Annotated in this window: 19 protein-coding genes; 9 read left to right on the top strand and 10 right to left on the bottom strand. The window is 72.5% G+C overall.

Translation table 11 applies throughout. The features are described 5' to 3' along the window. Positions 1–110: 110 nt before the first annotated feature. Together ACFZ8E_RS21400 and maiA are read right to left on the bottom strand one after the other, a co-directional pair. The gene (locus tag ACFZ8E_RS21400) at positions 111–1442 is read right to left on the bottom strand and encodes an NAD(P)/FAD-dependent oxidoreductase (protein WP_147727658.1); all 1332 of its coding nucleotides are present in this window, start codon (positions 1440–1442) and stop codon (positions 111–113) included. A gap of 210 nt (positions 1443–1652) precedes the next feature. Beyond that, positions 1653–2300 (bottom strand): maleylacetoacetate isomerase, encoded by a 648-nt coding sequence (maiA, locus tag ACFZ8E_RS21395; protein WP_147727662.1) that lies wholly within the window; start codon positions 2298–2300, stop codon positions 1653–1655. Positions 2301–2487: 187 nt separating this feature from the next. Between maiA and dgcN the strand changes: the two genes are divergently transcribed. Further along, entirely contained in the window at positions 2488–3507 is a 1020-nt protein-coding gene (gene dgcN, locus ACFZ8E_RS21390) for an N-acetyltransferase DgcN (protein WP_147727657.1), read from the top strand. Beyond that, complete coding sequence (gene dgcA, locus ACFZ8E_RS21385; protein ID WP_243932735.1) at positions 3504–4490, top strand: N-acetyl-D-Glu racemase DgcA; 987 nt, start codon at positions 3504–3506, stop codon at positions 4488–4490. Before dgcN ends, dgcA begins: the two co-directional genes overlap by 4 nt. A 230-nt stretch (positions 4491–4720) precedes the next feature. Here dgcA and ACFZ8E_RS21380 read toward each other — a convergent pair whose 3' ends face one another. Next, positions 4721–5494 carry a class I SAM-dependent methyltransferase gene (locus ACFZ8E_RS21380; protein WP_405043734.1) on the bottom strand — a complete coding sequence of 258 codons (774 nt, stop codon included), beginning with the start codon at positions 5492–5494 and terminating at the stop codon, positions 4721–4723. A gap of 11 nt (positions 5495–5505) precedes the next feature. Then, complete coding sequence (locus tag ACFZ8E_RS21375) at positions 5506–6714, bottom strand: MFS transporter (RefSeq protein ID WP_147728774.1); 1209 nt, start codon at positions 6712–6714, stop codon at positions 5506–5508. Positions 6715–7182: 468 nt separating this feature from the next. Here ACFZ8E_RS21375 and ACFZ8E_RS21370 point away from each other — a divergent pair, with 468 nt between their 5' ends. Then, positions 7183–10620, top strand: a complete 3438-nt coding sequence (locus ACFZ8E_RS21370) for an autotransporter domain-containing protein (protein WP_405043733.1) — start codon at positions 7183–7185, stop codon at positions 10618–10620. A 51-nt stretch (positions 10621–10671) separates the two neighbouring features. Here the strand turns inward: ACFZ8E_RS21370 and ACFZ8E_RS21365 are convergent, their stop codons facing one another. Together ACFZ8E_RS21365 and ACFZ8E_RS21360 are read right to left on the bottom strand one after the other, a co-directional pair. Next, positions 10672–12915, bottom strand: a complete 2244-nt coding sequence (locus ACFZ8E_RS21365; RefSeq protein ID WP_405043732.1) for an OmpA family protein — start codon at positions 12913–12915, stop codon at positions 10672–10674. 102 nt (positions 12916–13017) lie between these two features. Then, positions 13018–14079, bottom strand: a complete 1062-nt coding sequence (locus ACFZ8E_RS21360) for a DUF2865 domain-containing protein (RefSeq protein WP_405044428.1) — start codon at positions 14077–14079, stop codon at positions 13018–13020. Between the two features lie 185 nt (positions 14080–14264). Between ACFZ8E_RS21360 and ACFZ8E_RS21355 the strand changes: the two genes are divergently transcribed. Continuing rightward, complete coding sequence (locus ACFZ8E_RS21355) at positions 14265–14792, top strand: CreA family protein (protein WP_147729417.1); 528 nt, start codon at positions 14265–14267, stop codon at positions 14790–14792. Positions 14793–14847: 55 nt separating this feature from the next. On the opposite strand, the gene ACFZ8E_RS21350 is transcribed toward ACFZ8E_RS21355, so the two are convergent. Then, positions 14848–15198, bottom strand: a complete 351-nt coding sequence (locus tag ACFZ8E_RS21350; protein WP_147729418.1) for a hypothetical protein — start codon at positions 15196–15198, stop codon at positions 14848–14850. A 417-nt stretch (positions 15199–15615) separates the two neighbouring features. Here ACFZ8E_RS21350 and cysS point away from each other — a divergent pair, with 417 nt between their 5' ends. The 3 genes from cysS to ACFZ8E_RS21335 all read left to right on the top strand — a co-directional run bounded on the left by cysS (position 15616) and on the right by ACFZ8E_RS21335 (position 20726). Continuing rightward, complete coding sequence (gene cysS, locus ACFZ8E_RS21345) at positions 15616–16992, top strand: cysteine--tRNA ligase (protein WP_405043731.1); 1377 nt, start codon at positions 15616–15618, stop codon at positions 16990–16992. Between the two features lie 348 nt (positions 16993–17340). Further along, positions 17341–19269 (top strand): autotransporter domain-containing protein, encoded by a 1929-nt coding sequence (locus ACFZ8E_RS21340; protein WP_405043730.1) that lies wholly within the window; start codon positions 17341–17343, stop codon positions 19267–19269. A gap of 323 nt (positions 19270–19592) precedes the next feature. Beyond that, positions 19593–20726 carry a diguanylate cyclase domain-containing protein gene (locus ACFZ8E_RS21335; protein ID WP_405043729.1) on the top strand — a complete coding sequence of 378 codons (1134 nt, stop codon included), beginning with the start codon at positions 19593–19595 and terminating at the stop codon, positions 20724–20726. Between the two features lie 126 nt (positions 20727–20852). Here ACFZ8E_RS21335 and ACFZ8E_RS21330 read toward each other — a convergent pair whose 3' ends face one another. Then, positions 20853–21287 (bottom strand): hypothetical protein, encoded by a 435-nt coding sequence (locus ACFZ8E_RS21330; protein ID WP_405043728.1) that lies wholly within the window; start codon positions 21285–21287, stop codon positions 20853–20855. A gap of 532 nt (positions 21288–21819) precedes the next feature. Next, complete coding sequence (locus tag ACFZ8E_RS21325) at positions 21820–22422, bottom strand: TIGR00730 family Rossman fold protein (RefSeq protein WP_147844644.1); 603 nt, start codon at positions 22420–22422, stop codon at positions 21820–21822. Between the two features lie 266 nt (positions 22423–22688). On the opposite strand from ACFZ8E_RS21325, the gene ACFZ8E_RS21320 reads away from it, so the two are divergent. Then, positions 22689–24002 carry a LysM peptidoglycan-binding domain-containing protein gene (locus ACFZ8E_RS21320; protein ID WP_405043727.1) on the top strand — a complete coding sequence of 438 codons (1314 nt, stop codon included), beginning with the start codon at positions 22689–22691 and terminating at the stop codon, positions 24000–24002. A 100-nt stretch (positions 24003–24102) separates the two neighbouring features. Then, positions 24103–26013: an ABCB family ABC transporter ATP-binding protein/permease gene (locus ACFZ8E_RS21315; RefSeq protein WP_405043725.1), complete on the top strand. Its 1911-nt coding sequence runs from the start codon at positions 24103–24105 to the stop codon at positions 26011–26013. Between the two features lie 45 nt (positions 26014–26058). On the opposite strand, the gene ACFZ8E_RS21310 is transcribed toward ACFZ8E_RS21315, so the two are convergent. Beyond that, positions 26059–26463, bottom strand: coding sequence for a hypothetical protein (locus ACFZ8E_RS21310; protein ID WP_405043724.1), 405 nt, complete (start codon positions 26461–26463; stop codon positions 26059–26061). Positions 26464–26816 lie beyond the last annotated feature (353 nt).

Raw genomic sequence — 26816 nt, 5'->3', positions numbered from 1 at the left:
TTCTCCGCATCACCGCCTCGGGTCCGTCGATCGTCGCCTTCCATCCGAGGTGCAGGGCGAGACGCGGCCGACTCGCTCGGAAGCGACGACGCGTCACGCCCCGAACCGCTTCAGTGCAGCTTCACCCGCGCCTCGGTGCGGCGGGTGAGCGCGCGGGCGGCAGCGTCGAGGGCGGTCTTCACCGTGCCGTGCAGGGCCTGCTCGTGCATCTTGTACAGCGAGCGGTACATCATCCGCGCGAACAGCCCGGCGATGAACATGTTCTTGCCGCGGATGAACCCCATCAGGCTGCCGACCGTCGAGTATTCGCCGAGCGAGACGAGCGAGCCGAAGTCGCGGTACTTGAACGGCTTCAGCGGCCGCCCGGCGATGCGGGCGGGGATCTGCTTGATCAGGTAGGTCGCCTGCTGGTGCGCCGCCTGGGCGCGGGGCGGCACCGGCCGGTCGGAGCCGGCCTCGACGAGGTAGGCGCAGTCGCCCACCGCGAAGATGTCGGGATCGTGGGTGGTCTGCAGCGTCGGCGTCACCACGAGCTGGTTGGTGCGGGTGGTCTCCAGGCCGCCGAGGCCCTGCAGGAACGGCGGCGCCTTCACGCCGGCCGCCCAGACCACGAGCTCGGACGGGATGAACGCGCCGTCGGCCAGCGCCACGCCGTCGGCGCGCACCTCCGTGACCCGCGCCTGGACGCGGACCTCGACGCCGATCTTGGCGAGCAGCGCCATCACCTCGGACGAGAGCCGCGGCGGCACCGCCGGCAGGATGCGGTCGGCCGCCTCGACCAGGGTGATCTTGAGGTCCTTGGCCGGATCGATCCGGTCCATGCCGGTGGAGACCACGTCGCGGACGGTCCGGTGCAGCTCGGCCGCAAGCTCGGTGCCGGTCGCGCCGGCGCCGATCACCGTGACGTGGAGCTGCCCCGGCCGCACCGGGCCGACCTGGGTGTGGGCGCGCAGCATCGCGTTCACCAGCCGCTGGTGGAAGCGCACCGCCTGGTCCTGGGTGTCGAGCGCGATGGCGTGCTCCTTCACCCCGGGCGTGCCGAAATCGTTGGTGGTGGAGCCCACCGCCATCACCAGGGTGTCGTAACCGACCGAGCGCACCGGCGTGATCTCGCGGCCTTCCGCATCGTGGCTGGCGGCGAGCTGGATCGTGCGCGCCGTCCGGTCGAGCCCGGTCATCTCGCCGATGCGGTAGCGGAAATGGTGCTGGTGGGCGTGGTGTAGGTAGTCGACCGCGTGGTGGCCGACGTCGAGGCTGCCGGCGGCGACCTCGTGCAGCAGCGGCTTCCAGATGTGGGTGCGCGCCCGGTCGACCAGGGTGACGTGGACGTCCTTGCCGCGCCCGAGCTTGTCCCCGAGCTTGGTCGCCAGCTGAAGGCCCGCCGCGCCGCCGCCGACCACGACGATGCGGTGCAGGCCCTGTTCGTTCTCGCCCGGTACCATGCCTGTCTCGTTGCTCCTCGGTGCGGCCGTCGCCGCCTCATCGCCGGTGGTGCCCCCGTGCACAGGCACCACCCGTGCCGCCGTTCCGGGCGGGGCCATCTCGGAACGGTTCTAGACCATACCGGGATGGCCGTAATCCGGCGGGCGCCGTCAAAATTTTTTGGCCATGCCTCAAGCCTATCGCTCAAGCATCGGCCGCGAGCGGCGGCCTCACGCGGCCGGCGCGCCGGGCTGGCGCTTGGGATGGGCCTCGGCGAAGGCCGGCAGCGCCAGGCACGCCTCGGCGATGCGCGCCACGGTGGGGTAGGGCGCGGTCTCCACCCCGAAGATGCCCGTGCCGACCCACAGGCTGACGAGGCAGAGGTCGGCGTGGCTCACCGCGTCGCCCTGGCTGAACCGGCCGGTGCCGGGCTCCGTGGAGAGCCGGGTCTCCAGCGTCTTCAGGCCGCTCTCGAAGGCGTGGCGGACGAAGCCCATCATGCGCTCCCTGGGGAGATCGTAGGCCTCCATCAGGTAGGTGCGCACCCGCGGCACGTAGAGCGGGTGGGTGTCGCAGGCCACGAGCTGCGCCAGCGAGCGGGCGCGCGCCCGCTCCCGCGGATCGGCCGGCAGCAGCTTCACGCCGCCCTTGGTCTCCTCCAGGTAGTCGAGGATCGCGAGCGACTGGGTCAGCGGCGGCCCGTCGCCGTCGAACAGGGCGGGCACCGCGCCCTGCGGGTTGATCGCGCGGAATTCCGGCGCGTGCTGGTCGCCGGCATCGAGGTCGATGAAGGTCTCCTCGTAGGCGATCCCCTTCAGCTTCAGCGCGATCCGCACCCGGAAGGCGGCGGCCGAGCGCCAGTTGCCGTACATCCTGATCATGCCACATGGCCCTTCATCGGTTTCGGCGGGGACCACACCGCACAACCGGGCGGGCCGCAAGGGCGAAGCGTCGGCGAAGCGCGGTCTGGCCGTGATCGTGCATTGCCCCGCGGACGCGATCCCGCGATAGGGACGAGACCGCGACGACGCGCGCGACACGGCGCGCGACAAGGGATGACGGCCGATGCAGATCGAGACGCCCTATCTGATGTTCCTCGGCGACGTGCCGGACCGGCTCGCCGCCAAGACCGCCTACGGCATCGTCGACTGGCGCCCGGACTGGTGCATCGGCCAGATCCGCCTGCCGGGCTGCGCGGCCGACCTCGGCATCCCCGACCTGACCCTCGACGAGGCGCTGGCCAAGGGCTGCCGCACGATGGTGATCGGCGTCGCCAATGCCGGCGGCGTGCTGCCGGAGCACTGGGTCGCCGAGATCGTCGCCGCGCTGGAGGCCGGGTTCGACATCGCGAGCGGCCTGCACGCGCGCCTCGGCGCGGTGCCGGCCATCGCCGAGGCGGCCGCGCGCCGCGGCCGGGCGCTGCACGACGTGCGCCACACCGACGAGACCTTCGCCACCGGCAAGGGCACCAAGCGCCCGGGCCGCCGCCTGCTCGCGGTCGGGACCGATTGCTCGGTCGGCAAGAAGTACACGGTGCTGGCGCTGGAGAAGGGGATGCGCGCGCGCGGCATGGACGCGGATTTCCGCGCCACCGGCCAGACCGGGGTGTTCATCTCCGGCCGCGGCGTCGCGATCGACGCGGTGGTGGCCGACTTCATCTCCGGCGCGGTGGAGTGGATCGCGCCCGCGGCCGACCCGAAGCACTGGGACCTGATCGAGGGCCAGGGCTCGCTCTACCACCCGTCGTTTGCCGGCGTCAGCCTCGGGCTGCTGCACGGGGCGCAGGCGGACGCCTTCGTGGTCTGCCACGAGCCGAGCCGCACGACGATGCGCGGCGTCCAGCACCCGCTGCCCTCGATCCGCCAGGTGATCGACCTGACGATCCAGCTCGGCAGCCTGACCAACCCTGGCATCAGGCCCACCGGCATCGCCGTGAACACCCAGGCCCTCGAGGAGGATCCCGCCCGCGCGCTGCTCGAGAAGCTCGGCGCCGAGTACGGCCTGCCCGCCACCGACCCGGTGCGCTTCGGCGTCGAGGGCCTCGTCGACCGGCTGATCGCCGAGTTCCCGGAGACCGCGCCGTGAGGCGGCTCGCGGTCGCCGTCGAGCGCTTCCCGATCGCCGGCGCCTTCACGATCAGCCGCGGCAGCCGCACGGAAGCCGTGGTCGTCACCGCGCGGATCGCCGACGCCGAGCGGGCGGTCGCCGGCTGGGGCGAGTGCGTGCCCTATCCGCGCTACGGCGAGAGCGTCGAGAGCGTGGCCGCGGCGATCGAGGCGCAAGGCGACGCGATCGCCGCCGGCCTCGGCCGCGCCGAGCTGCTGGAGCGGATGAAGCCCGGTGCGGCGCGCAACGCGCTCGACTGCGCGCTGTTCGATTTCGAGGCCAAGGCGTCCGGCCGCCCGGCCTGGGAGATCGCCGGGCTCGCGGCGCCGTCGCCGGCCACCACCGCCTACACCCTGAGCCTCGGCACACCCGAGAGCATGGAGGCGGCCGCGCGCGACGCGTCGGCCCGCCCGCTGCTCAAGGTGAAGCTCGGCGGCGCGGGCGACCCCGCGCGCATCGCCGCGGTGCGCCGCGGCGCGCCCGACAGCCGGCTCATCGTCGACGCCAACGAGGCGTGGGGGCCGGAGACGCTCGAGGCCAACCTCGCGGCCTGCCTCGCCGCCGGCGTGACGCTGATCGAGCAGCCGCTGCCGGCCGACGACGACGGGCTTCTGAGCCGGATCGAGCGCCCGATCCCGATCTGCGCCGACGAGAGCCTGCACGACCGCGCCGGGCTCGATCATCTGGCCGGCCGCTACGACGCGATCAACATCAAGCTCGACAAGACCGGCGGCCTCACCGAGGCGATCATGCTCGCCCACGAGGCCCGCGCCCGCGGCCTCTCGCTGATGATCGGCTGCATGGTCGGCACCTCGCTCGCCATGGCCCCGGCGATGCTGCTCGCCCACCACGCCGACACGATCGACCTCGACGGCCCGCTGCTCCTCGCCCGCGACCGCACGCCGGGCCTGCTGTTCGAGGGCAGCACGATCCATCCGCCGGAGCGAGACCTTTGGGGGTGAGGCGCGGCCGCTTTTCCCTTCCCCGCAAAAGAGGGGGAGGGAGGGGCGCGCTGGTCGGGCACCGCGATGGTCATGACATCGGGCGCGCTCATTCCGGGGCTGCGAAGCGGAGCCCGGAAACCAGAGCCGCAGGTGGTGCCTCGGTTCGCGCGCGCGGCGGTTCTGGATTCCGGGCTCGCCCGCGGCGCCCCGGAATGACGGGTTGGCCCATCCCGGCGCCTGCGACGCCCCTAAGCCGCCACCGCCTCGATCAGCACCGTGTCGAGCCAGAAGCTCCCGTCCGGCGCGAGGCCGAAATGGTGGGCGACCTCGTCGGGGGCGGTGGCCTGGAGGGCGCGGATCGCGGTGACCAGCGGCTCGGGCGTGCGCATCCGGGCGATCCAGGTGGCAAAGTCCATGCGCAGGCGGCCGTGGGTGATCCTGTCGACGGTGAATCCCGCCTCGGCGAGCATCGCCAGCCACTCGGGCACGGAATAGTCGCGCACGTGCGAGGGATCGCGCAGCAGCTCGACCGCCTGGAGATGGGTGTCGAGGAGGGCGTCGTCCGGGGCGACGATGTCGGCGACGAGCGCCGGCGCGCCGGGCTTGGCCACGCGCCGCGCTTCGGCGAGGCCGGCCCGCACATCGCGCCAGTGATGCGCGCTGAAGCGGGTCGCGACCGCGTCGAAGGCCGCGTCGGGAAACGGCAGCGCCGCGGCCGAGCCGGCCTCGGTCGCGATGTTGGGCAAGCCGCGCCGGCCCGCTTCCGCCGCCACCGCGGCGAGCATGTCGGGCGAGAGGTCGAGCGCGGTGACCGTGCCGGCATGCGGCGCCATCGCGAAGGCGACGTGGCCGCCGCCGCAGCCGAGATCGAGGGCGCGGGCCGGGCGCACCGTTCGCATGCGCTCGGCGATGCGGTCGAGGTCGGCGCCGGCGGCGTGGACCGCGCTCGCGACGTAGGACGCGGCCTGCGCGCCGAACCGGTCGGCGACGTGGGTCTCGTGGCGGCGCGTGGGGGCGCTCATGGGATCCTCCCTCAGGGCGCCGGCACCAGCGGCGCGAGGCGCGAGAGCCGGAGCGCGACGGCGAGCGCCAGCCCGTAGAGCAGGCCGACGAACGCCACCACGCCGGTCCAGCCGGAATGGGCGAAGAACCAGCCACCCATCGTGCCGAGCACCGACGAGCCGAGGTAGTACAGCGACAGGTACACCGCCGAGGCCTGGGCGCGATCGCGCAGGGCGCGGCGGCCGATCCAGCTGCTCGCCACCGAATGGGCGCCGAAGAAGCCGATGGTGACGACGACGATGCCGAGCACGACAAGCCACAGGCTCTGCGACAGGGTCATTAGGATGCCGGCGATCGCCACGGTGATCGCCAGCCACAGCACCTTGCGCCGCCCGAGCCGGCTCGCGACCTCGCCGGTGAGCGTCGAGCTCATCGTGCCGAACAGGTAGACGACGAAGATCGCGCCGATCGCGGTCTGGCTCAGCGAGAACGGCGGGTCGAGCAGGCGGAAGCCGATGTAGTTGTAGACGCATACGAAGCCGCCCATCAGCAGGAAGGCTTCCGCGAACAGCCACGGCAGGCCGGGATCGCGGAAGTGCTGGCCGAAGGTGCCGGGCACCTCGCGCCAGCGCATCGGGTGGGCGACGAAGCTGCGCGAGGGCGGCAGCGCCCACCAGAACGCGAAGGCCGCGACCAGCGCCAGCACGCCGATGGTGCCGATCCCGAGCCGCCACGAGGCGTGGTCGGCGATGATGCCGGCGATCAGCCGCCCACACATCCCGCCGACCGCGTTGCCGCCGACGAGCAGGCCCATCGACAGGCCAATCGAGCGCCCGTCCATCTCCTCACCGAGATAGGCCATCGCCACCGCCGGCAGACCGCTCGCGGCGAGGCCGGTGAGCGCGCGCAGCACCAGGAACCCGTGCCAGCTCGGCACCAGCGCGGCGACGATCGTGAGGAGGGCGGAGGCGAAGAGCGAGGCCAGCATCACCGGCTTGCGGCCGAGCACCTCGGAAATCGGGCTGACGAAGAGCAGCGCCACCGCCAGCACCCCGCAGGGCAGCGACAGGGCGAGGCTGCTCTCGGCCGGCGACACGCCGAAATCGTCGGCATAGACCGGCAGCAGCGGCTGCACGCCGTAGAGCACCGCGAAGGTGGAGAATCCGGCCGCCGCCAGCGCCAGCGCCGTGCGGCGGAAGACCGGCGTGCCCGATCGGATCAGCTCGACGCCGTCGCTCATGCGTTCCTGGTTCCGGCTCCGTCCGGTGGCGGCGTCGGTGTTGGGCCGCGTCCCGGGCCGGCGTCAACAGCCGAAGGCGCAGAGCGGTTCGATTCCGACGCTTTCCACGGCCGCCCGGCCGACGCACGGATCCCTGAGCCCGCCGCGGCGGCACCGGCACCGGCCGCGCGACCAGCGTATCGGCCAAGACGATCGCCCGCGGCGAACCCGGAGGCCGGGTACTCGCGGCCGGACGGAAGGGCCGTCACAAGACTTACACGGCCGCTGGATAAGCGTTACCGCAAGCACAGAGCGACGAAACGGGCGTCGCACCAGCGCCCGCATTGGCATCACCCGGCGAAACCTGACGGCTCGGGTGCAGAATACGTCATCGATACAACTGGAGCGCGCGTTCTACTGGGCCGGCGGCCCAGGGCGCGCGATCGCCCGGTCATCCGTTTCGACCCCCGCCGCTTGAATGGACCCTCCATGCGCGTTCCGCTCAAGGCCGCCCTCCTCGGCGCGACCGTCCTCCTGCCGGCCCGTGCGGACGCGCAGGCGCTTCCGGCAGGGCCGGCGCCGGGCTTTCCCAACAGCACGTCCGTGAGTCCGGGTACCGTCCTCGACCGCCTGTTCGACAGCTACGGGCGGCTCCTAACGGGCGACCCCGCGGTGCTGACGCAGAACTACCAGACCGTCGTATCGATGACGCAGGCGCGCACCGCCGACCAGACGCTTGCGGCGGTGCGCGACGACCGGACCGCGCAGCCCTACAGCGTGCTCAACGGCCTCGGGCCGCTGACCGGCCTGTATCTCACGGGCGCCGGCGCCTCGTTCGGCGGGACGACGCCCGCGCGTCTGACGCCCACCACCTACGCCGCGCCGACGCTGTCCGAATACGCGGCCGACATCGGCCTGGGCACCGGTGCCAGCGCCGGGACGACCACCTTCGGCAACGGAACCGCGACGCCGCTCGCCGCGGCGGTGAGCTTCATCAACAACGTGGTCCGGGCGAACGGCTCGACCGAGCCGGCCAAGCGGATCTTCGAGCGCTACCAGGGCGCGACGCCGGCCGTCGACCCGCTGGACCCCCGCTACGGCAACTACAACGCGATCACGAACCGGACCGCGCTGAGGGCGTCCGACACCGCGAGCCTCGTCGTCCCGGCCTACCTGTCGAGCTTCCCCGTCCCCGCCGTCTACGGCACCACGGCGGCCTGGGTCCGCGGCTTCACCGTGACCCGGGCGATGATCGATGCCAACGGCGGAAGGCCGCTCACCGCGCCGAACGTCGGCAGCTTCGATGCGGCGGGCACCTTCACCGCGGCCACCTTCGGCGTCGGCGACTACCTGCCGGGCGTCGGCACCGCGCCGCGGCCCTACCGCGTCTCGACCTCCGTCAGCGTGCCCACCCTGCTCCAGCCGGTCATCAACGGCACCAACCCCTACGCGGACGGCGCCTTTCCGAGCGGCCATACCAATTCCGGCACGCTCCAGGCGCTCGGCGTCGGCTTCCTGGTGCCGCAGCAGTTCCAGGAACTGCTCGCCCGCGCCGCCGACCTCGGCAACGACCGCATCCTCGCCGGCATGCACTCGCCCCTCGACGTGATGGGCGGCCGCATGGAGGCCACCGCGATCGCCGCCACGAACATCTACGCCGCGCTCTACGACGCGAGCGGCAACCGGCTCGATTGGACCAACCCCGCCAACGCCGCGGCCTACGCGGTCTACGAAGCCTACCGGCAGACCCAGTCCTACCTCGCGGCCTCCTGCGGGGCCGCGAGCGTGGGCGCCTGCGTGGCGGCTGCGTCGAGCGCCGCCGACCCCTTCGGCGACGCCGCGCAGAACAGGGCGAACTACCGCGCGCGGATGACCTACGGCTTCCAGCCGACGGGCCCGCAGGCCGCGATGACCGCCGCGGAGGTCCCGGTCCAGGCGCAGGTCCTGCTCCTCACCCGCTTCCCCTACCTGACCGACGCCCAGCGGACGGACGTGCTGGCGAGCACCGGCCTGCCCTCGGGGTATCCGCTTCTCGACGGGAACACCTACGGCGGCTGGGGACGGATCAACCTCTACGCCGCCAACGACGGCTACGGGACCTTCGCCAGCACCGTCTCCGTGACCATGGATGCGTCGCAGGGCGGCTACGGCGCGAGCGACAGCTGGAACAACGACATCTCCGGCCCCGGCGGCCTGATCAAGAACGGCAGCGGCGCCCTGCGGCTGGGCGGCACCGATACCTATGCCGGCCCGACCCTCGTCAACGGCGGAACCCTGACCGTGGACGGCTCGCTCGTCTCGACGGTCACCGTCGCGGGCGGCCGGCTCGGCGGCTCGGGCACGGTGGGGGGGCTCGCCGTCCTGCCGGGCGGCACGGTGGCGCCGGGCCATTCGATCGGCACCCTGACGGTCGCGGGCAGCGCCGCCTTCGCGGCGGGCTCGGCCTATCAGGTCGAGGCCGACGCCGCCGGCCGGTCCGACCGCCTCGCGGTGGCCGGCACCGCCACGCTCGCGGGCGGAACGGTGCAGGTGCTGGCCCAAGCCGGCAGCTACGGCCCGCGCACCCGCTACGCGATCCTCGGTGCGGCCCGGGGCGTGTCGGGGCGGTTTTCCGGCGCGACATCGAACTTCGCCTTCCTGACGCCGACGCTCCGCTACGAGCCGACCGCGGTCGATCTGACCCTGACCCGCAACGACGTGGCGTTCTCCGCCATCGCCACGACCCGCAACGCGGCGGCGGTCGCCGACGCGATCCAGGCGGGCGGCCCGGGCGCCGGCGCCTACGCCGCGACCGTCGGGCTGACCACGCCGGAGGCGCAGGGCGCGTTCCCGGCGCTTGCCGGCGACGTCCACGCCTCGGCGGTGTCCGGGTCCTACCAAACCACGTTCTTCGTCCGCGAGGCGATCCTCGACCGGCTGCGCTGGGGCGTCACCCCCGGTTCGGCGGACAGGCCGAGCTTCGGCGACCTGCCGGCGCGCTATTCCGCCGACCTGCCGGAAAGCCGGCCGATGATCGCCTCCGTGCCGATGCGGATCCTCGACCCGACCGTGGTCGGCGTCTGGGGCCAGGGCTTCGGCGCCTTCGGCGGCGCCGGCGGCGGCAACGCCTTCGGCCTCGACCGGACGCTGGCGGGCTTCGCCGCCGGCCTCGACGTGCGCCTGCCGAGCGGGTTCAGGCTCGGGCTCGTCGGCGGCTACGCCGAGAGCGCCCTCGACACCGCCGGTCGCCGCGAATCGGCCGGCGTCACCGGCGGGTTCGGCGGCGTCTACGGCGGCTACGAGCTCGGCCCGGTCTCGGTGCGGCTCGGCTCGGTCTACGCCGACGAATCCCTGCGCACCCGCCGCACTGTCGTCGTTCCGGGCGTGTCCGACACGCCGTCCGGCCGCTACGGCGGCGCCACGGTGCAGGGCTTCGGCGAGATCGGCTACCGGTTCCTCGTCGGAGCGCCCGCGCCGGCCGTGCCGGTGGACGCGGAACTGGGCGTGCCGGTGCGATCGGCCCCGACCTACGTCGAGCCCTTCGTCGGTGGCGCCTATGTCGGCATCCACCGCGACCGCTTCGCGGAGACCGGCGGCGTCGCCGCCCTGACCGGGTCCGCCCGCGACTACGACCTCGGTGCCCTGACGGCGGGCCTGCGCGGGCAGGCGGCCTTCGACCTCGGCCTCGGCCTGCCGCTCTCGGCGCACGCGCTCCTCGGCTACCGCCGGGCGTACGGCGACGTGGTGCCGAAGGCGCTGCTGTCCTTCGGTGCGGGCCCGAGCTTCCTGGCGGCGGGCGTCCCGATCGATCGGGACGCGGTGGTGGCGGAGGTCGGCCTCGACCTGCGCCTGGCTTCCGGCGTGACCTTCGGCGCGGCCTATGCCGGCCAGACCGGCGCGCGGGCGCAGGACCACGCGGTGAAGGGCAACCTCACCTGCCGGTTCTGATTCGGCCTGTCGACGGATGCCGGCCCGGGGCGGGCCGGCATCACACCCATCCTATCGCGGCGGGGGAGCCGCCGGGGGCGCCCCGCTCTGCTGCAGCAGCGGGGTGATGCGGCGGACCGTGACCCGGCGGTTCTCGCGCGAGGCGTTCTGCGTGTTCACCTTCAGGTACTGCTCGCCGTAGCCCTGCGTGGTCAGGTTCTCGGGCGGCACCTGGAAGTTCTGGGTCAGCACCGTTGCGACCGACTGCGCCCGCCGATCCGACAGCGACAGGTTGTCGACGTCGGCGCCGACCGCGTCGGTGTAGCCCTCGATCAAGAACACCTCCTGCGGGTTGGCGCGGATCGCCTGGTTGATCGCCGCCGCGATCGTCGAGAGCCGGGCGGCCTGGTCGGGCGTGACCGTGAACGAGGCGGTGTCGAAGGTGATCGTGTCGATGTCGACGCTGCGCATCCGGGCACGCAGCTGCGGGCTGTAGCGGACCTGGTCCAGCGTGTAGCGCCGGTCGACCGCCACCACCGGCGGGGCCGACAGGGCCTCGTAGACCGCGCGCTCGTCGGCCGCGCCGTAATCCACCACGTAGCGCTCGCGCGGGATGCGGATGTCGGGCGGCGGCAGGTCGACCACGTCCTCGTAGATCGGGCGCGGGGCGCCGCCGTAGCTGTTGTCGATCAGCACGACCTCGCGGCCGTCGCGGAAGCGGCGGTAGCGGCGCAGCATCCGGCCGCCGTCGTCCACCACCGTCACGATCTGCTCGCCGCCGGGACGGTCGAGATAGGTGTAGGTGTCCGGCCCGCGCCGCTCGCTGCGGTAGCCGCCGCCGCCGATATCGCGGAAGCGCTCGTTCTCGTCGTGGCGGATGAAGTAGTTGTTCTGATCGCGCACGATGATCCGGCCGGGCTCGCGGATGTAGGTCCGCCCGTCCTCGTTGAACTCGCGGCGGTCGCGACGCACGCGGTCGTAGTCGCGCACGTCCTCGTCGTCGGTGCTGAAGCCGCCGGGGATGTAGCCGGGACGGCCGGGACGGTTGAAGCCGTCGCGGTCGCGGTCACCGACGCGGCCCGTCGGCACGCCGCGCGGATCGTAGCCCGGCTGCCCGGGCTGGGCGCCCGGCTGCGTGTCGGAGCCGCGCAGTCCCGGCTGGCCGGGATTGCCCCGGCCCGGGCCGAACGGGCCGGCGCCCTGCGGCGGGACCGGCCGTCCGGGCACGCCGGGGCCGGCGTTCGGGGCGGCATTGGGCGGGGCGGCATTGGGTGGGGTGGCATTGGGATTGCCATTCGGGCCGCCGGGGCGGCCCGGCCCGCCGGCGGCGCCGGGGGGCTCGACGGCATCGGGACGCTGGACCGGACGGCCCGGAACGCCGGGGCGCGCGTTCGGCGCCACCGCCCCGGGCTGCGCCGGCGGCGCGCCCGGCACCGTCGCGGGCGCCGTGCCGGGCGGGGTGGCGCGATCCTGCGGGCCGCCTTCGCCCGGGCGTGCGCCGGGCGGCTGCACCGGCCGGCCGGGAACGCCGGGCGCCGCGTTCGGCGCGGGGCGCTCGCCGGCATTCGGCGGCGTCGGCGCGCCGAGCGGCGGCGTCGCGGGCTGGTTAGGCTCGGCACCGGGCCGCGCGGGCGGGGGCGCCTGCGGCGGCGTCCGCGCAGGCGGGGCCTCGGCGGCCGGCGGCCGGGTGACCGCGTCCGGCGCGTCGCGGCGCCCGGGCGGGGCGGCGCGCTCGGGGTCGCGCTCGCGGGCGGCCGGGGGAGCTGGGGGCGGCGCAGGGCGCTCGGCCGGCTGCGGGCGTTCCTGCGGACGGGCGGCGGGCGCACGATCCTCGCGCGGCTCGGGCCGCTCGCGGGCGGCGGGCGGCGCCGGGCGCTCGGCCGGCTGCGGCCGTTCCTGGGGACGGGGCGCCGGCGCACGGTCCTCGCGCGGCTCCGGGCGCTCGCGGGCCGCCGGCGGGGCGGCGCGCTCCTGCGGGGCCGGACGCTCGGCCGGCGGCGCGCGCTCGGGACGCGGCTGCGGACGCTCCTGCGGCGGCGCCCGCTCGGGGCGCGGCTCCGGCCGCTCGCGTCCGCCGGGCGGACCGCCGGCCGGGCCTTCGCGCCCGCCGCCGCGGCCTTCTCCGCCGCGCCCGCCGGGTCCCTCGCCACCCCGCCCGCCGGGACCTTCGCCGCCGCGCGGCCCGCGCTCGTCGGGGCCGCCCTGCGCCAGGAGGATCGTGCCGGAGGCGCCGTCCTGCCGGGCGAAGGCCGGTGCGGCGAGGACGAGCCCGGGCAGCATCGTGCCGGTCAGGAGGAGCAGGCGGAGTGTCCGCATTCGGTCGGCCTCGGGGATCGTGTAAAAGGCCGAACCGAACCCCTCAGGCGCCGGATGGTTCCGAAATTCCGGTTCCGGTTTCCCGCGTCCGGGCGCCGCCGCTCAGGGGGCGGGCGCCTTCGCCGGCACGAGCCGATCGAGGGCGATGATGCGCACCGTGCGCTCGGCGGTGCCGGTCGTCGACGGCTCGGTCGAGAGGTCCGGCGCGGGCTTCGGCGCCATCTCGACGGGCAGGCCCGAGCGCTCGGCGGCGTCGGCTGCCAGCACCGCGGCGGTCTTGTCGGCGCGGCCGACCAGGGTGAGGCGGACCTTCGGGGCCGGGCGCGACAGCGCCTCCGCCTGCATCGGCGTGACGAAGATGTCGCCCTTGTGCCGCACCAGCATGCTCTCGGCCTTCACCAGCGACTGCGCCCAGGTCCTGTCGGCGGGCTTGCACGAGCAGTTCGGCACGAAGGTCTTGCGGAACTTGAACGCGTTGGCGAGCGAGACGTAGGCCTTGCCGCCCTTCACCGTCGCGGCCGACTTCAGCGCCTCGTCGCCGTAGGGCATCGAGTAGGCCACCGCCTCGGTGCCGGGGCAGAGCGCCTGGCACATCTCGTCGGCGCCGTTGCGGCCCTCGGGCAGGTTGCGCATCGGGAAGTAGGCGCCGTCGCAGGTGCGCACGCAGATCACCTGCGCGCCGCCGCGGGCATAGGCTTCGCCGGTGGCGGGGTCGACGCGCGCCGTATCGGCGCAGGAGGCGGCGATCAGGCCCTGCAGCTGGCGGCGGCGGGCGCCGCTGTCGTCGATCGCCGCACCGCCGTAGGTGGCGTTGAGCGCGCGGATGCGCTGCTCGACCGCGCCGCATTGCGGGGGCCGCGTGTCGAAGAACAGGAAGGTGCCGCCCTCGCAGCTCAGGGAGCGGTGATAGGCCTCGAGCCGGCCGATCTCGCTCTGGAGCGCGCGCACCATGCTGGCGCCGTTGCCGAGGCTCGCCAGCTCGGACCGGTAGCGCAGGCAGGCCGCGCTCGGCAGGTGGCTCTGGCTCGGAACGCTTGCCTGGTTCGGAAGCGGGGACTGGCTCGGCTCGGGGGACGGCGCCTGGGCCTGCCCGGCCGCGACCGCGCCGAGCCACAGCGCGAGGATCGCGAGCGGGCGGCGGAGCGGGCGAAAGGTGTGGCGCATCGACGGCATGGCGAACGATCGGGGGTTCGGCGCAGGGCGGAAGGGGAGCTGTGCGGTCCGCCGCGTCGTGGAGAGTGGCGCCGGCGAGCGAAGCACCGGCGGGCTTAACTTTTTTAAACGCCCTCGCGCATCGGCGACACCCCTCCTACATGCCCGCGGTGACACAAGCGGGGGAATGGCGGACGATGTTGCTTCGGGGTCTCACACGCGGCGCGCGAGCCGCGCTGTTCCTGTCCGCGCTGGCGGGCCTCACCGGCGCCGCCGCGGCGCAGGAACCCGACCGGATCTTCGACAAGTCGACGGTCTGGCGCCCGCTCACGCCCAACGACAAGCTCGTGGTCTACGGCGTCGACGACCCGCTCGTGAGCGGCGTCGCGTGCTGGTACACCCAGCCGGAGAAGGGCGGCATCAAGGGCACGCTCGGGCTGGCCGAGGACGTCTCCGACATCTCGCTCGCCTGCCGCCAGGTCGGGCCGGTGCAGTTCACCGGCAAGTTCGGCCAAGGCGAGGTGGTTTTCAGCGAGCGCCGCTCGCTGATCTTCAAGTCGATGCAGATCGTGCGCGGCTGCGACGCCAAGCGCAACACGCTGATCTACATGGTCTATTCCGACAAGGTGATCCAGGGTTCGCCCAAGAACTCGACCTCGAGCGTGCCGCTGATGCCCTGGGGCACCGAGCCGCCGCCGAAATGCGGCGCGTTCCTGAAGGGGTGACGCGGACGCGTCCCTCCCCCCTCTGCGGGGGAGGGGGCACGCTTCGGGGACCCCCTCAATCCTGGCAGGTGATGCGGATCGGGCGGTCGGCCGGCTTGGTAACGGGGAGGTCGACGGCGCCGGTGTATTCCTCGGCGGCCGCGATCCCGTAGGCGTTGGCGGTGGCGTAGCCCTGCGCCTCGCACCAGGCGTTGGCGACGACCTGGCCGCACTCGCTGCCGGGGCTGGTCAGGCACTCGCCGACGCCGTAGCCGTCGCTCGACGGGATCAGGAAGGTCTTCTCGACATGGGGCGCGCCCTTGCCGGCCGGGGTCTCGCCGTCGCCGGCGGCCATCGCGCCGTGGGCGATCGTGACGAGGAGGGCAGCGGCAGCGAGTGCACCGAATCCGGCAGCCGAGCGTCGCATGGATACGTCCTTGTTCAGGGGATGCCCCGGTTCAGGGTCTGGCGTGCGGGTTGAAGTCGCGGGCGGGAATTCGACGGTCAAAATCCGACGGCGGGGTAAACAAAGGCTTTCCGGCGCCGATCGGATTTCCGTGCCCGGACCCGATCGCGCCGCCCGAGCCGGCGCGCCGCCGCGCCGGTCTCGAATTCTTGACGGATTTCGGGTAGCCCGATCCGGGCCTCCGGACCGTCGCCGATCCGCAACACGGCTCGGCGCGAAGCCGGCGGCATTGCGGCGGGCCGGGTCGCGCGGAGCCCCGTCCGCGGGGGCGGCGCGCGGCGCCCAGGGCACTGACGCCAAACGAGAGTTTTCGCGGGTCCGGCGCCTGGCGAGGGCAGCGCCGCCGGGATCGCGGCCGCGAAGGACGAGGGACGTTTCATGGCGCCGATGTTGCGGCTCTACAACACGCTGACCGGAGCCAAAGAGGCCTTCGCGCCGATCGATCCGAGCCATGTCCGGATGTATGCCTGCGGCCCGACGGTCTACGACGCGGCCCATATCGGCAACGCGCGCCCGATCATCGTCTTCGACCTGCTGTTCCGGCTGCTGCGCCGGGTCTACGGCGCGGCCCACGTCACCTACGCCCGCAACGTCACCGACGTGGACGACAAGATCAACGCCCGCGCCGCCGAGCGCGGCATCACCATCCGCGCGCTCACCGACGGGACGCTCGCCGCCTTCCACGCGGACCTGCGCGACCTCGGCGTGCTGATGCCGGAGGACGTGAACGTGCCCGGCGAGCGCCCGCGGATGATCGAGCCGCGCGCCACCGACCACATCGCCGAGATGGTCGCGATGATCGAGGCGCTGGTCGCGTCCGGCCACGCCTACGTCGCCGCCGGCCACGTGCTGTTCGACGTGCCCGCGATGCCCGATTACGGCGCGCTCTCGAAGCGCCCGCTCGACGAGATGGAGGCCGGGGCGCGGGTCGAGGTCGCGCCCTACAAGCGCTCGCCCCTCGATTTCGTGCTGTGGAAGCCCTCGAAGCCCGGCGAGCCGTCCTGGCCGTCGCCGTCGGGCATCGCCGCGCCTGGGCGCCCGGGCTGGCACATCGAGTGCTCGGCGATGTCGGCGCGCCATCTCGGGCAGACCTTCGACATCCATGCCGGCGGCATCGACCTGATCTTCCCCCACCACGAGAACGAGGTGGCGCAGTCGCGCTGCTGCTTCGGCACGCCGGTGATGGCCAACACCTGGCTGCACAACGGCTTCCTCCAGGTGGAGGGGGAGAAGATGTCGAAGTCGGCCGGCAACTTCGTCACCTTGCGCGCGGTGCTGAACGACTGGCCGGGCGAGGTGGTGCGACTCGCCATGCTCAAGTCGCACTACCGCCAGCCGATCGACTGGACCCTGCGCGGCCTCGAGGAGGCGCGGCGGATGCTCGACCGCTGGTACGGCGCCGTCGGCGACGCAAGGCCCGCCGCCGAGGCGCCGGAGGCGGTGCTGGAGCCGCTGCTCGACGACCTCAACACCGCCGCGGCGCTCGCCGAGATCCACCGCCTCGACGATCCGGCGCGCCTCCGCGCCGGGGCGAACCTGCTCGGGTTCCTCGGGCAGACCCGCTCCGAGCGGGACGCGGCCACGGTCGCGGCCGCGGGCCTCGACGTGACGGCGATCGAGGCGCTGATCGCCGATCGCGCCGCCGCCCGCGCCGCCAAGGACTGGGCCGCCTCGGACCGCGCCCGCGACGCCCTCGCCGCGATGGGCGTGGCGGTCAAGGACGGCAAGGACGGCACCACCTGGAGCGTGATCTAGGCGCTGGTGCGCCTGGATGGGTCGCAGGGCCGGTTCCGGGCGACGCGCATCGCCGATCCCGTGCCCCCCGATGTCGCGCGGTTCGTCCTGCGCGCATCCGCGAGCCTTCGCGCGACCGGCGTTCCGTCGATCGATCCCGGAATACCGCGCGGTATAGTGATCGAAGGTTGCTATATGATCATCAGAAGTAGAAAATCCGCGTTGTATTTGTTGTTTTGACGCAACACTGTTGATGTGCTGTCCGTTCGATGCCCGGGAAGGGGTTTTGACCGGGAAATGGGCGTGACATTCTTTCTCCGGATGCGGTTCGCAAGAAATCCGTGCCGTCATCCGAATGGGGGGAATGAAATGACTCGCGTCCTGCGGACGGCGCTGCTCGCGTCGGGAATGGTGCTGTCGTCGCCCGGCCTGGGCCACGCGCAGTCCGGGTATTACTCCGGCGCCTACGCCTTCGGCGACAGCTTGACCGACAACGGCCGCATCCCGCGGGAGACCGGCTACAGCCCCTCTGGAACGTTCGACGCGCGGTTCGGCACGAAGCTCTACGAGGGCGGGCGCTTATCGAACGCGCCCGGTTACTTCGAGCAGATCCCGGCCCGCATTGGCGCGCCCTACGTGCCCGGCAACGACTACGCGATCGGCGGGTCGCAGGCCGTCCACCTCGAGCCGAACGCCCAGTTCTCGCCCCTCTTTCCCTGGGGCGTCCCGGACCAGATCGACCAGTTCGCCGCCCGCACCGGCCGGTTCGGATCGCGTGACCTCGTCACGCTCTGGATCGGCTACAACGACATCACCGCCATCCCGGCCGTCACCGCCGCGGCCCGCGCCGCCGGCGTGACGACGGTCCTGAACAACAACGTCGCGAACCTGGACCGCCTCGTCGGCCTCGGGGCGCGCGAGCTGCTGGTCTTCAGCCAGCAGACCTTTTGCGCCGCCAACGCCGACCTGGCGCGTTCCTTCAACGCGCAGCTCCCCAGATACCTCCAGGCGTATTCCGATCGCGGCATCAACGTGCACTACTTCGATGCGGACGGGCTCCTGAACCGGCTGCGCGCGGACCCGACGGCTTACGGATTCATCCCGCAGGCGGCGACCGGCAGTTGCGCATTCAACCCGGCCTGCGCCGTGATCGGGTACACCAACCCAGCCGTCGAGAACCAGTACATCTCGGTCGACGGCATCCATCTCACCGCGCGCGCCAACGGCTACCTCGCCGCGTTCGTGGCGAACCAGCTCAGCGCGCCGCTGACGATCGGGCCGCAGGGCGAGCTCGGGCAGGCCGCCGGCCTCGCCTTCTCGTCGACGCTGATCGACTTCCTCGGGGCCGAGCGCCGCCGGAACATGGCCCTGTCGGTGCCCGCCGCCTTCGCCGCCGACCTGCCGGGCCGGCGCCCGGCCCCCGGCCTGATCCCGGTCCAGCCCGGCAGCCCGGTCTCCGTGTTCGCGCTCGGCACCTATGCCGGGCTCGACCGCACGGCGCAGAACCGGGCCGGTGCGGGCAGCCTGGGCAACACCTACGATGCCGATTTCGGCGGCGTCACCGCGGGGCTGCTGTATCAGGCGACGCCCAACCTCGTTCTCGGCGCGGCGTTCAACTACCTCAACGCCCGGGTCGACCTCCGCGGCGCGAGCAACGGCCGGATCGACCTCGACAGCGTCCAGGGCGCCGTCTTCGCCACGTACGCCACCCCGGAGGTGTTCGCGGACGTGGCCGTGACGTACGGCGGCAACGGCTTCGCCCTCGACCGGCCGGGCGTGCTCAACGACCGGCTCGCGGCCGCGCCGGGCGGCGACACGGTGACGGTCGCCGCGCGCACCGGCTACCTGTTCGATTTAGAGACCTTCAGGGCCGGCCCCATCGGCGAGGTCACCTATGCGCGGGCCGGCGTGAGCGCCTATCGCGAGACCGGCGACCCGCTGCTCACGATCGGCGTCCGGCGCCAGGATCTCGACGGGTTGACCGTCGGCGGCGGCCTCCAGATCCGCACCGTGGCGCCGCTCCTCGGCGGCATCGTCTCGCCCTTCCTCAACCTCACCGCCCAGCACGATGTCCTCGACGGCGTGCGCACGGTGACCTCGTTCCAGACCTATGCGCCGAGCCTGCTGATCCGCACCGAGACCGGGCGTCGCGGCGACGACGTCTACGGACGGATCGCCGGCGGCCTCGACCTCGATTTCGGCAACGGGCTCAGCGGGGTGGTCACCGGCTCGACCAGCGTCGCCCGCGCGGGCGGCGACGATTACACCGGCAGCGTCGGGCTGCGGTACCGCTTCTGAACCACGACGCGCCCTCCGCGCCGGCGCTCGATCGGGGAGATCGCACGGCGCACGCGGCGGAAGGGCGACCCGAAACCGCGGCGACCGACGCCCGGACGCCCGTCGCTTCCCGGGCGCCACACCCAGCGCGTGTGGCACCCGACCGCGCCCGAAATCACCAGTTGTTCGGTCGTATCGAAGGTTGCGAGCCTATCGCCGAGCGCCTGATCTTACGGGATGGCAGGATCGATACAAAAGCGACCCACTTGCAAGACGGAGTCTTCATCGGAACGTCTTACGGTTGCAGTGCCCGATCTTCGCGGCACCCGGGACCGACCTTGACGATGTACCCTGCGCCTCACGGCCGCGTCCTGCGGTGGCTCGCCGAGATCGGGCCCGACCTGCCGGAGGCGGTGCAGGCGCGCATGCGCGCCGGCTTCTTCACCTCGACGACGCCCCTCGTGGTCGGCGCCGTCAACTCCATCGCCGTGGCGGGGGTCGCCTACCTGTGGTTGGACCGGTGGCTCTTCGCCGCCATCGCGTTCCTCGACCTGCTCCTGCTGATGCTGCGCCTCGTGCTGTTGCGGCGGGTGCACGCGCCGTCCGGCCCGGTCTTCGCGACGGGCCTGCTCTGGGCCGGCCTGCAGTGCGCGACCATCGCCTGCGTCGTCCCCTCGGGCGACATGGCGATGTCGATGGTCGTGCTCGCCTCCGGGCTCGCGGCGATCGGCGGGATCGTCGGCCGGAACTTCGCGGCCCCGCGCTACGCGATGGCGCAGGTGCTGTTCATCGACCTCAGCTACAAGACCACCTTCGCGACGACGCATCCGCAATTCCTGCCGCTGATCGCGATCCAGACGGTCGCCTTCGTCCTGATGAACCGCAGCATCCTGCGCCATCACCGGGCGGCGGCCGTCCAGGCGATCCTCGGCGAACGCGAAAGCCACCGCCGGTCGATCACCGATCCGCTGACCGAGCTGCTCAACCGCCGCGGCCTGGAGGAGGCGTTCGACGCGCGCCCGCCGGCCGGGGCCGGGGACCGGACGCTGCTCTACCTCGACCTCGACGGGTTCAAGCAGGTCAACGACCGCCTCGGGCACGCGGCCGGCGACGCGGTGCTGCGCGAGGTCGGACGGCGCCTCGCGCTGGCGATCGGGCCGGACGCGACCGCCTGCCGCCTCGGCGGCGACGAGTTCCTCGTGCTCGCCGACGGGCTCGACGACGCGGCGGCGCGCCGGCTCGGCGGCCGGATCATCACGGCGATCACCGCGCCCTATCAGGTCGGCGGCGGCGCGTTCGCGGGAATCGGCGTCAGCGTCGGCGTCGCCCGGCAGCGGCCCGCCGCGTCGGGACCCCCGCTCGGTCTCGCCGATCTGATGCGGCGCGCCGACCAGACCCTCTACGCCGCCAAGACCGCGGGCAAGGGACGCTGCATCCTGCACGGTGCCGAGGACGCGCCGCAGGTCCAAGCGGCCTGAACCCGGCGGGTTCGTCGAGCACGGGGGTGCGCTGCGCGGCGGTCGGCGCGCGCCGGCGGCACGGTCGGGCTGGGCTCGTCGGGGCGCTGGCCGGCGCGCGATCCCGTCGCCGCGCGCGACGCCGGGTCAGCCGTGCGTCAGCAGGTGCGGCGCGGTGCCGTCGCCGCCGTAGAGGTCGAGCATGTGCCGGCAGCCGGTGTCCGGGTCGGCGCGCAGCTCGTGTTCCAAGGCGTCGGCGTCCTTGCGCAGCCAGGCGGAGCGCTTCTGGTAGAGGTCGGAAAGGTTGATCCCGTGCGCCTGCGCGTGGATCCGGAAGCTCGCCTCGTCGAGGCGCAGCCCCGGGCACAGCCGGCTCGCGACCTCGGCCTCGACCGCCTCGCGCAGGCCCGCCGCCGGCACGATGTGGCGGTCGCGGTAATGGGTGGCGCCGTTGGCGAACAGCACCCACAGCGCGATCGGCAGGCCGATCCGGTAGGCGAGGCCGAACCGCTCCGAAGCCGGGCGCCGCGCGGACGCGTCGGCCGGCGGGGCGAGGAGGGCGGGCTGTCCGGCGGCGGTCATCGCGCATCTCCGCGGCGGGCGCACGCGGCCGAAGCGACGATCGCCCCGCCGCGAAGACGAGCCGCCGTCCCGTCGTCCATGCATCGGCGTCGGTGCCGATCGATCTCCTGGATATCCATGGCGCGCTCCGCGTCGATGCCGACCCTAAGGTCTGCAAAAACTGGGCCGTGATGGGACGAACACGTTTCCGATTGTTGTCGGAGGCGCCGCCGAACGGCGCGAACACAGACTTTTGATCGGTTCGCGGCCGTTCGCGCTGCGGTTCGTGCCCGATCGACTCGCCCGGCAGTCTAGCACGGCGTCGAATAGGTTCAACGAGCGGCGCCGGCCGCGCGCGATGCTATTCTGTATTTAAAATTTACGGCAGAATTTACTGAATGGCCACGAGCGGATCGTCGGACACGCGTCGCGGTCTCTCGCCCGTGCAAGGGGAGGCGGGGGCGAAACCGTTTCGCATGGGCCGCCCCTCACCGTCGCGAGCGGCGGCCCGGCGCCGCGAGGATCCGAGGGCGAACGCGCCGGACCCCGCCGCTCAGAGCCGCTCGGTGACGAAGCGCTCGGCGGCCGGGTCCTCGCCCAGGCGGCGGTTCTCGGCCTGCAGCATCGGCACCACGGCGTCGGCGCCCTCGGCGACGACGTAGTTCAGGTCGAGCCCGTCGCGGATGAAGCCGTGGGCGCGCATGTGGTCGAACAGGGTCAGCAGCGGCTTCCAGAAGCCGGCCACCTCGACCAGGAGGATCGGCTTGCGGTGCCGGCCGAGCTGGGCCCAGGTCAGCTGCTCGACCAGCTCCTCCAGGGTGCCGATGCCGCCGGGCAGGGCGACGAAGGCGTCGGAGCGCTCGAACATCATGCGCTTGCGGGTGTGCATGTCGCCGACCACGACCGTTTCCTGGATCGCATCGAGCATGTGCTCGCGCGACTTCAGGAAGTCCGGGATGATGCCGGTGACGTGGCCGCCGCCGGCCAGCACCGCGCGGGCGACGGTGCCCATCAGGCCGACGTCGCCGCCGCCGTAGACGAGGTCGAGCCCGGCCGCGGCGAGCGCGGCGCCGAGCGCCTCGGCCGCCTGGCGGAACGCCGGGTCCCCGCCGAAGCCGGAGCCGCAATAGACACAGACCGTCTTCACCGGCGCCATCCGGCCTCCTTCATCGATGCTCGTCGTATCGTGCGTCCCGTTCGGGCCGCGGACAGGTCGTAAACAGGGGCGAAATCGGTGCCAAACGGCTGATCGCGCGGGGAATTCGTTCGCTGCGCGCGCGTTGCGGCTTGGTCTCCCGGACATGTACGGTAATATGGGCGGAACAGTCGACGGTTTTTCGCGCGGGCGTTTTCGAAAGTCTCCACCGCCGGGGATGGGGGTCGCGGCCGGGCGGGCGTGGTGTCGACGGGGGATGGATCGCCATGACGGCGGAGTTGCGGCGCGGCGTGTTTCTCGCGGTCCTGGGCCTGCTGATCGGGCTCGGCCTGGTGGCGGCCGTGTTCGGCGGGCTCGACCGGTGGCGGCACGCGCATGCTCCGGCGCCCGAGCCCGCGCCCGGCGCGGTCGGCGCCCTGACGCCGGGCCCGGCGCCCGTGCCGGACGCGGCGCCTCAGCCGGCGGCGCGCGCCGCGGCGCCGGCGGCGCCGGACGCGCTCAAGTTCGATATCGTCCGCGTCGAGCCGAACGGCGAGTCGGTGGTGGCCGGCCGCGGGGCGCCGAACACCGTCGTCGAGCTCCTGGTCGACGGCAAGGCGGTGGCCAAGGCGCTCGCCGACCCGAACGGGCAGTTCGCGATCGTGCCGCCGGCGCTGCCCGCGGGCAACAGCGAGATCGTGCTGCGCTCCACCAATGCCGAGGGCCGCGAGACCCGCTCGACGGAGAGCGTCGCGGTGGCGGTCTCGCCCTCGCGCACCGAGAAGCCGCTGGTGGCGCTGACCGCGCCCGACAAACCCACGGTGGTGCTGTCGCAGCCGGAGGTCCGGACGGCGCAGCGGGCGCCGGACCCGGCGCCGGGCCAGGCGGTCGCCGGCAGGGATACCCCCGTCAAGGGCGCGGCGAAGGGCCCTGCGGCGAAGGACGCGGCGGCCAAGCCGTCTTCCGGGAAGGCCGCCAAGGACGCTCCCGCGCCCGTCAAGATCGTCAGCGTGGACGCGCAGGAGGGCGGCCGGCTGTTCGTCACCAGCCAGGCCGCGCCGGGTGCGACGGTGCGGCTCTACCTCAACGACACGCTGATCGCCCCGGCGAGCGTCGGCGCCGACGGCAAGGTCACCTTCACCATCGGCCGCGGGGTGAAGCCGGGCGCCTACACGGTGCGGGTCGACCAGGTCGATTCGGTCTCGGGCAAGGTGCGCAGCCGGGCCGAGGTGCCGTTCTCGGTGCCGGAACCCGCCCGCGTCGCGACGAACCTCGCGCCCCCCAGGCCCGGCGCGGCGGCGGACAAGCCGGCCGAGCGGCCCGCCGCCCCGGCGGCGCGGACCGGGGCCGTCTCGCCCACCCCGGCCGCGATCGAGCCGCCGCGGGCGGGGGTGTTCGTCCCCGCGGTGAGCACGGCCAAGATCATCCGCGGCGACAGCCTGTGGCAGATCAGCCGGCGCACCTACGGCGCGGGCGACCGCTACACCGTGATCTACGATGCCAACCAGGAGCAGATCCGCAACCCGGACCTGATCTATCCCGGCCAGATCTTCGTGCTGCCGGGCGACGGCAAGGACGCGAAGGCGGGCAGGAACGGCTGAGGATTCCCCCACGCCGCCCCGCCCCGCGGCGGCTGCGGGTGTGCCGCGGGCGGCGCCGGCTTATATGCCGGGGCGAGCCTCCTCTTCCGGACAATCGCGTATGACCTCCACTCCCCCGCCGGCGCCCGACGCGCGCCCGGGCCTCGTCGCCACCTATCGCCGGCTGTGGCCGTATCTCTGGCCCTACGGCCGGCCGGACCTGCAGCGGCGGGTCTTCCTGGCGTTCGGGCTGCTGCTGGTGGCCAAGCTGGTGACGATGGTGACGCCGTTCACCTTCAAGTGGATCACCGACGCGCTGGTCGCGGCGGTCGGCGGCCAGGAGCACGGCAAGGAGCAGGTGCCGACCGGGATCTTCGCCGCGCCGATGCTCTTGATCGCGATCTACGGCGCCTCGCGCATCCTGATGGCCGGGCTGACGCAGGCGCGCGACGGGCTGTTCGCCAAGGTGGCGATGCACGCGGTGCGCCGCCTGGCGCTGAAGACCTTCCAGCACATGCACCAGCTCTCCCTGCGCTTCCACCTCGAGCGCAAGACCGGCGGGCTGACGCGGGTGCTGGAGCGCGGGCGATCCGGCATCGAGGAGCTGTCGCGCCTGATGGTGCTGACGCTGGTGCCGACCATCGTCGAGTTCGTGCTGGTGCTCGGCGTGCTGGCTTGGGAGTTCGACTGGACCTACTCCCTGGTCGTCTTCGTGATGGTCGCGGCCTATCTCGGCTTCACCTACAAGGCGACCGAGTGGCGGATCGCGATCCGCCGCCGCATGAACGAGTCCGACACCGACGCCAACACCAAGTCGGTCGATTCGCTGCTGAACTACGAGACGGTGAAGTATTTCGGCGCCGAGGCCCGCGAGACCCAGCGCTTCGACGGCGCGATGGCGCGGTACGAGAAGGCCTCGACGCAGACCTACGTGTCGCTGGCCGTCCTCAACGCCGGCCAGGCGCTGATCTTCACGCTGGGCATGACCGCGGTGATGTGGCTCGCCGCCCGCGACATCCTCGCGGGGCGCACCACCATCGGCGGCTTCGTGCTCGCCAACACCATGCTGGTGCAGCTCTCGATGCCGCTGAACTTCATGGGCATGATCTACCGCGAGATCAAACAGGCGCTGATCGACATCGACGACATGTTCCGCATCCTCCACCGCAACCCGGAGATCGCGGACCGGCCGAACGCCCCGGCGCTGGTCGCCGGCCCGGCCGAGGTGCGCTTCGAGAACGTGCACTTCGCCTACAACCCGGACCGGCCGATCCTGCGCGGCGTCTCGTTCACGGTGCCCTCGGGCAAGACCGTGGCGATCGTCGGCCCCTCGGGCGCCGGCAAGTCGACGCTCTCGCGCCTGCTGTTCCGGTTCTACGAGCCGCAGAGCGGCCGCATCGCCATCGACGGGCAGGACATCGCCGCGGTGCGCCAGGATTCGCTGCGCGCCGTCATCGGCATGGTGCCGCAGGACACGGTGCTGTTCAACGACACGATCGGCTACAACATCCGCTACGGCCGCTGGGAGGCGAGCGAGGCCGAGATGCGCGAGGCCGCCCGCCTCGCCCAGATCGACCGCTTCATCGAGGGCCTGCCGGAGGGCTACGACACGCCGGTGGGCGAGCGCGGCCTGAAGCTCTCGGGCGGCGAGAAGCAGCGCGTCGCCATCGCCCGCACCATCCTGAAGAGCCCGCCGATCCTCGTCCTCGACGAGGCGACCTCGGCGCTGGACAGCTTCACCGAATCGCAGATCCAGGACGCGCTCGACCGCATCGCGAAGGGCCGCACCACCCTGGTCATCGCCCACCGCCTCTCGACGGTGGTGAACGCCGACGAGATCCTGGTGCTCGACAAGGGCGTCATCGTCGAGCGCGGCACCCACGGCGCGCTGCTCGACCAGGACGGAGTCTACGCCGCCCTGTGGAACCGCCAGCGCGAGGCGGATGCCGCGCGGGCGGCCCTGCGCCGGGCGGAGGAGGAGGCGGAGCGGGTGCGGGTTGCTCCGCGCGGGGCGCCTCAGCTGGTCGAGTGAGACCACGGCGGGCGGAGCCGGCCGCGACCGCCGCGCCCCGACGTCTCAAGGCGTGAGGGGCTGCCAGGCGGGCCGGCGCCACCGCCCGGCGCTGCTGCAGCCGTCGAGCACCAGAATTTGGAAATCGTCCTCGAAGCGGTAGCGGCAATCCTCGACGTAGTTCTCGGCGGGCCATCCGTTGCCCGGAAAGCCGAGGATGACGACATGCTCGGAAAAGCTCCGGTACACCCCCTTCTCCTCGAATCCCTCGCCATCCTTGGTGGCGCCGCCGTCCACGATGCCGCCCTGCCGGAAGCACCATTCCAAGGACGCGTTCGGCGCGAATGCCCGCGTCCAGCAGCCTTGGCCGTGATCCAGCAGGTCGCGGGGCCTCAACCGCTTCGCGTGGGCCGGCCCGGCGGACAGAGCGACGACGGCGAGGCACAGCAAGCCGAGGGGATGCATGCGCATTCGTGCGGGCTCCAGGCATCGAGTCGGCGGAATCTATCATACAGTCCAAGCTGCTTGACCGGAATATGGTCTACGCCGTTCTTCGGAATTGCTGGCGCGTAGCAGAAACAGCTTGGGCGTCGTATCGGCGAGCGGAGGAGGAGGCGGAGCGGGTACCAGTTGGGCCGCAGTCAGACCTGATGAAGGACGAGCCGATTAACTCAAGATTTATATCAACTTACAGCCTAGCAATTATTTTTAATTCTGATTCAAAAGCGTACTTTTGCTGGCATAGATAGAATAATACTTTAAATCGGCAGTAATTACAATCAAATAGTAGCAGTTTTTCGGTTTAGACCTGCTAGGCTCTGCAG

The organism is Methylobacterium sp. HMF5984, assembly GCF_045033435.1.
In the GTDB taxonomy this organism is placed as follows: Bacteria; Pseudomonadota; Alphaproteobacteria; order Rhizobiales; family Beijerinckiaceae; genus Methylobacterium.
Note: the sequence above shows the minus strand (reverse complement) of the source record. Positions and strands in the feature narration are given on the sequence as shown.

Excerpts from the sequence above, each read along its gene's own strand:
- ACFZ8E_RS21400 (WP_147727658.1), bottom strand. The coding sequence starts at position 1,442 with ATGGTACCGGGCGAGAACGAACAGGGCCTGCACCGCATCGTCGTGGTC.
- dgcN (WP_147727657.1), top strand. The coding sequence starts at position 2,488 with ATGCAGATCGAGACGCCCTATCTGATGTTCCTCGGCGACGTGCCGGAC.
- ACFZ8E_RS21380 (WP_405043734.1), bottom strand. The coding sequence starts at position 5,494 with ATGAGCGCCCCCACGCGCCGCCACGAGACCCACGTCGCCGACCGGTTC.
- ACFZ8E_RS21375 (WP_147728774.1), bottom strand. The coding sequence starts at position 6,714 with ATGAGCGACGGCGTCGAGCTGATCCGATCGGGCACGCCGGTCTTCCGC.
- ACFZ8E_RS21370 (WP_405043733.1), top strand. The coding sequence starts at position 7,183 with ATGCGCGTTCCGCTCAAGGCCGCCCTCCTCGGCGCGACCGTCCTCCTG.
- ACFZ8E_RS21365 (WP_405043732.1), bottom strand. The coding sequence starts at position 12,915 with ATGCGGACACTCCGCCTGCTCCTCCTGACCGGCACGATGCTGCCCGGG.
- ACFZ8E_RS21360 (WP_405044428.1), bottom strand. The coding sequence starts at position 14,079 with ATGCGCCACACCTTTCGCCCGCTCCGCCGCCCGCTCGCGATCCTCGCG.
- ACFZ8E_RS21355 (WP_147729417.1), top strand. The coding sequence starts at position 14,265 with ATGTTGCTTCGGGGTCTCACACGCGGCGCGCGAGCCGCGCTGTTCCTG.
- ACFZ8E_RS21350 (WP_147729418.1), bottom strand. The coding sequence starts at position 15,198 with ATGCGACGCTCGGCTGCCGGATTCGGTGCACTCGCTGCCGCTGCCCTC.
- cysS (WP_405043731.1), top strand. The coding sequence starts at position 15,616 with ATGGCGCCGATGTTGCGGCTCTACAACACGCTGACCGGAGCCAAAGAG.
- ACFZ8E_RS21340 (WP_405043730.1), top strand. The coding sequence starts at position 17,341 with ATGACTCGCGTCCTGCGGACGGCGCTGCTCGCGTCGGGAATGGTGCTG.
- ACFZ8E_RS21335 (WP_405043729.1), top strand. The coding sequence starts at position 19,593 with ATGTACCCTGCGCCTCACGGCCGCGTCCTGCGGTGGCTCGCCGAGATC.
- ACFZ8E_RS21330 (WP_405043728.1), bottom strand. The coding sequence starts at position 21,287 with ATGACCGCCGCCGGACAGCCCGCCCTCCTCGCCCCGCCGGCCGACGCG.
- ACFZ8E_RS21325 (WP_147844644.1), bottom strand. The coding sequence starts at position 22,422 with ATGGCGCCGGTGAAGACGGTCTGTGTCTATTGCGGCTCCGGCTTCGGC.
- ACFZ8E_RS21320 (WP_405043727.1), top strand. The coding sequence starts at position 22,689 with ATGACGGCGGAGTTGCGGCGCGGCGTGTTTCTCGCGGTCCTGGGCCTG.
- ACFZ8E_RS21315 (WP_405043725.1), top strand. The coding sequence starts at position 24,103 with ATGACCTCCACTCCCCCGCCGGCGCCCGACGCGCGCCCGGGCCTCGTC.
- ACFZ8E_RS21310 (WP_405043724.1), bottom strand. The coding sequence starts at position 26,463 with ATGCGCATGCATCCCCTCGGCTTGCTGTGCCTCGCCGTCGTCGCTCTG.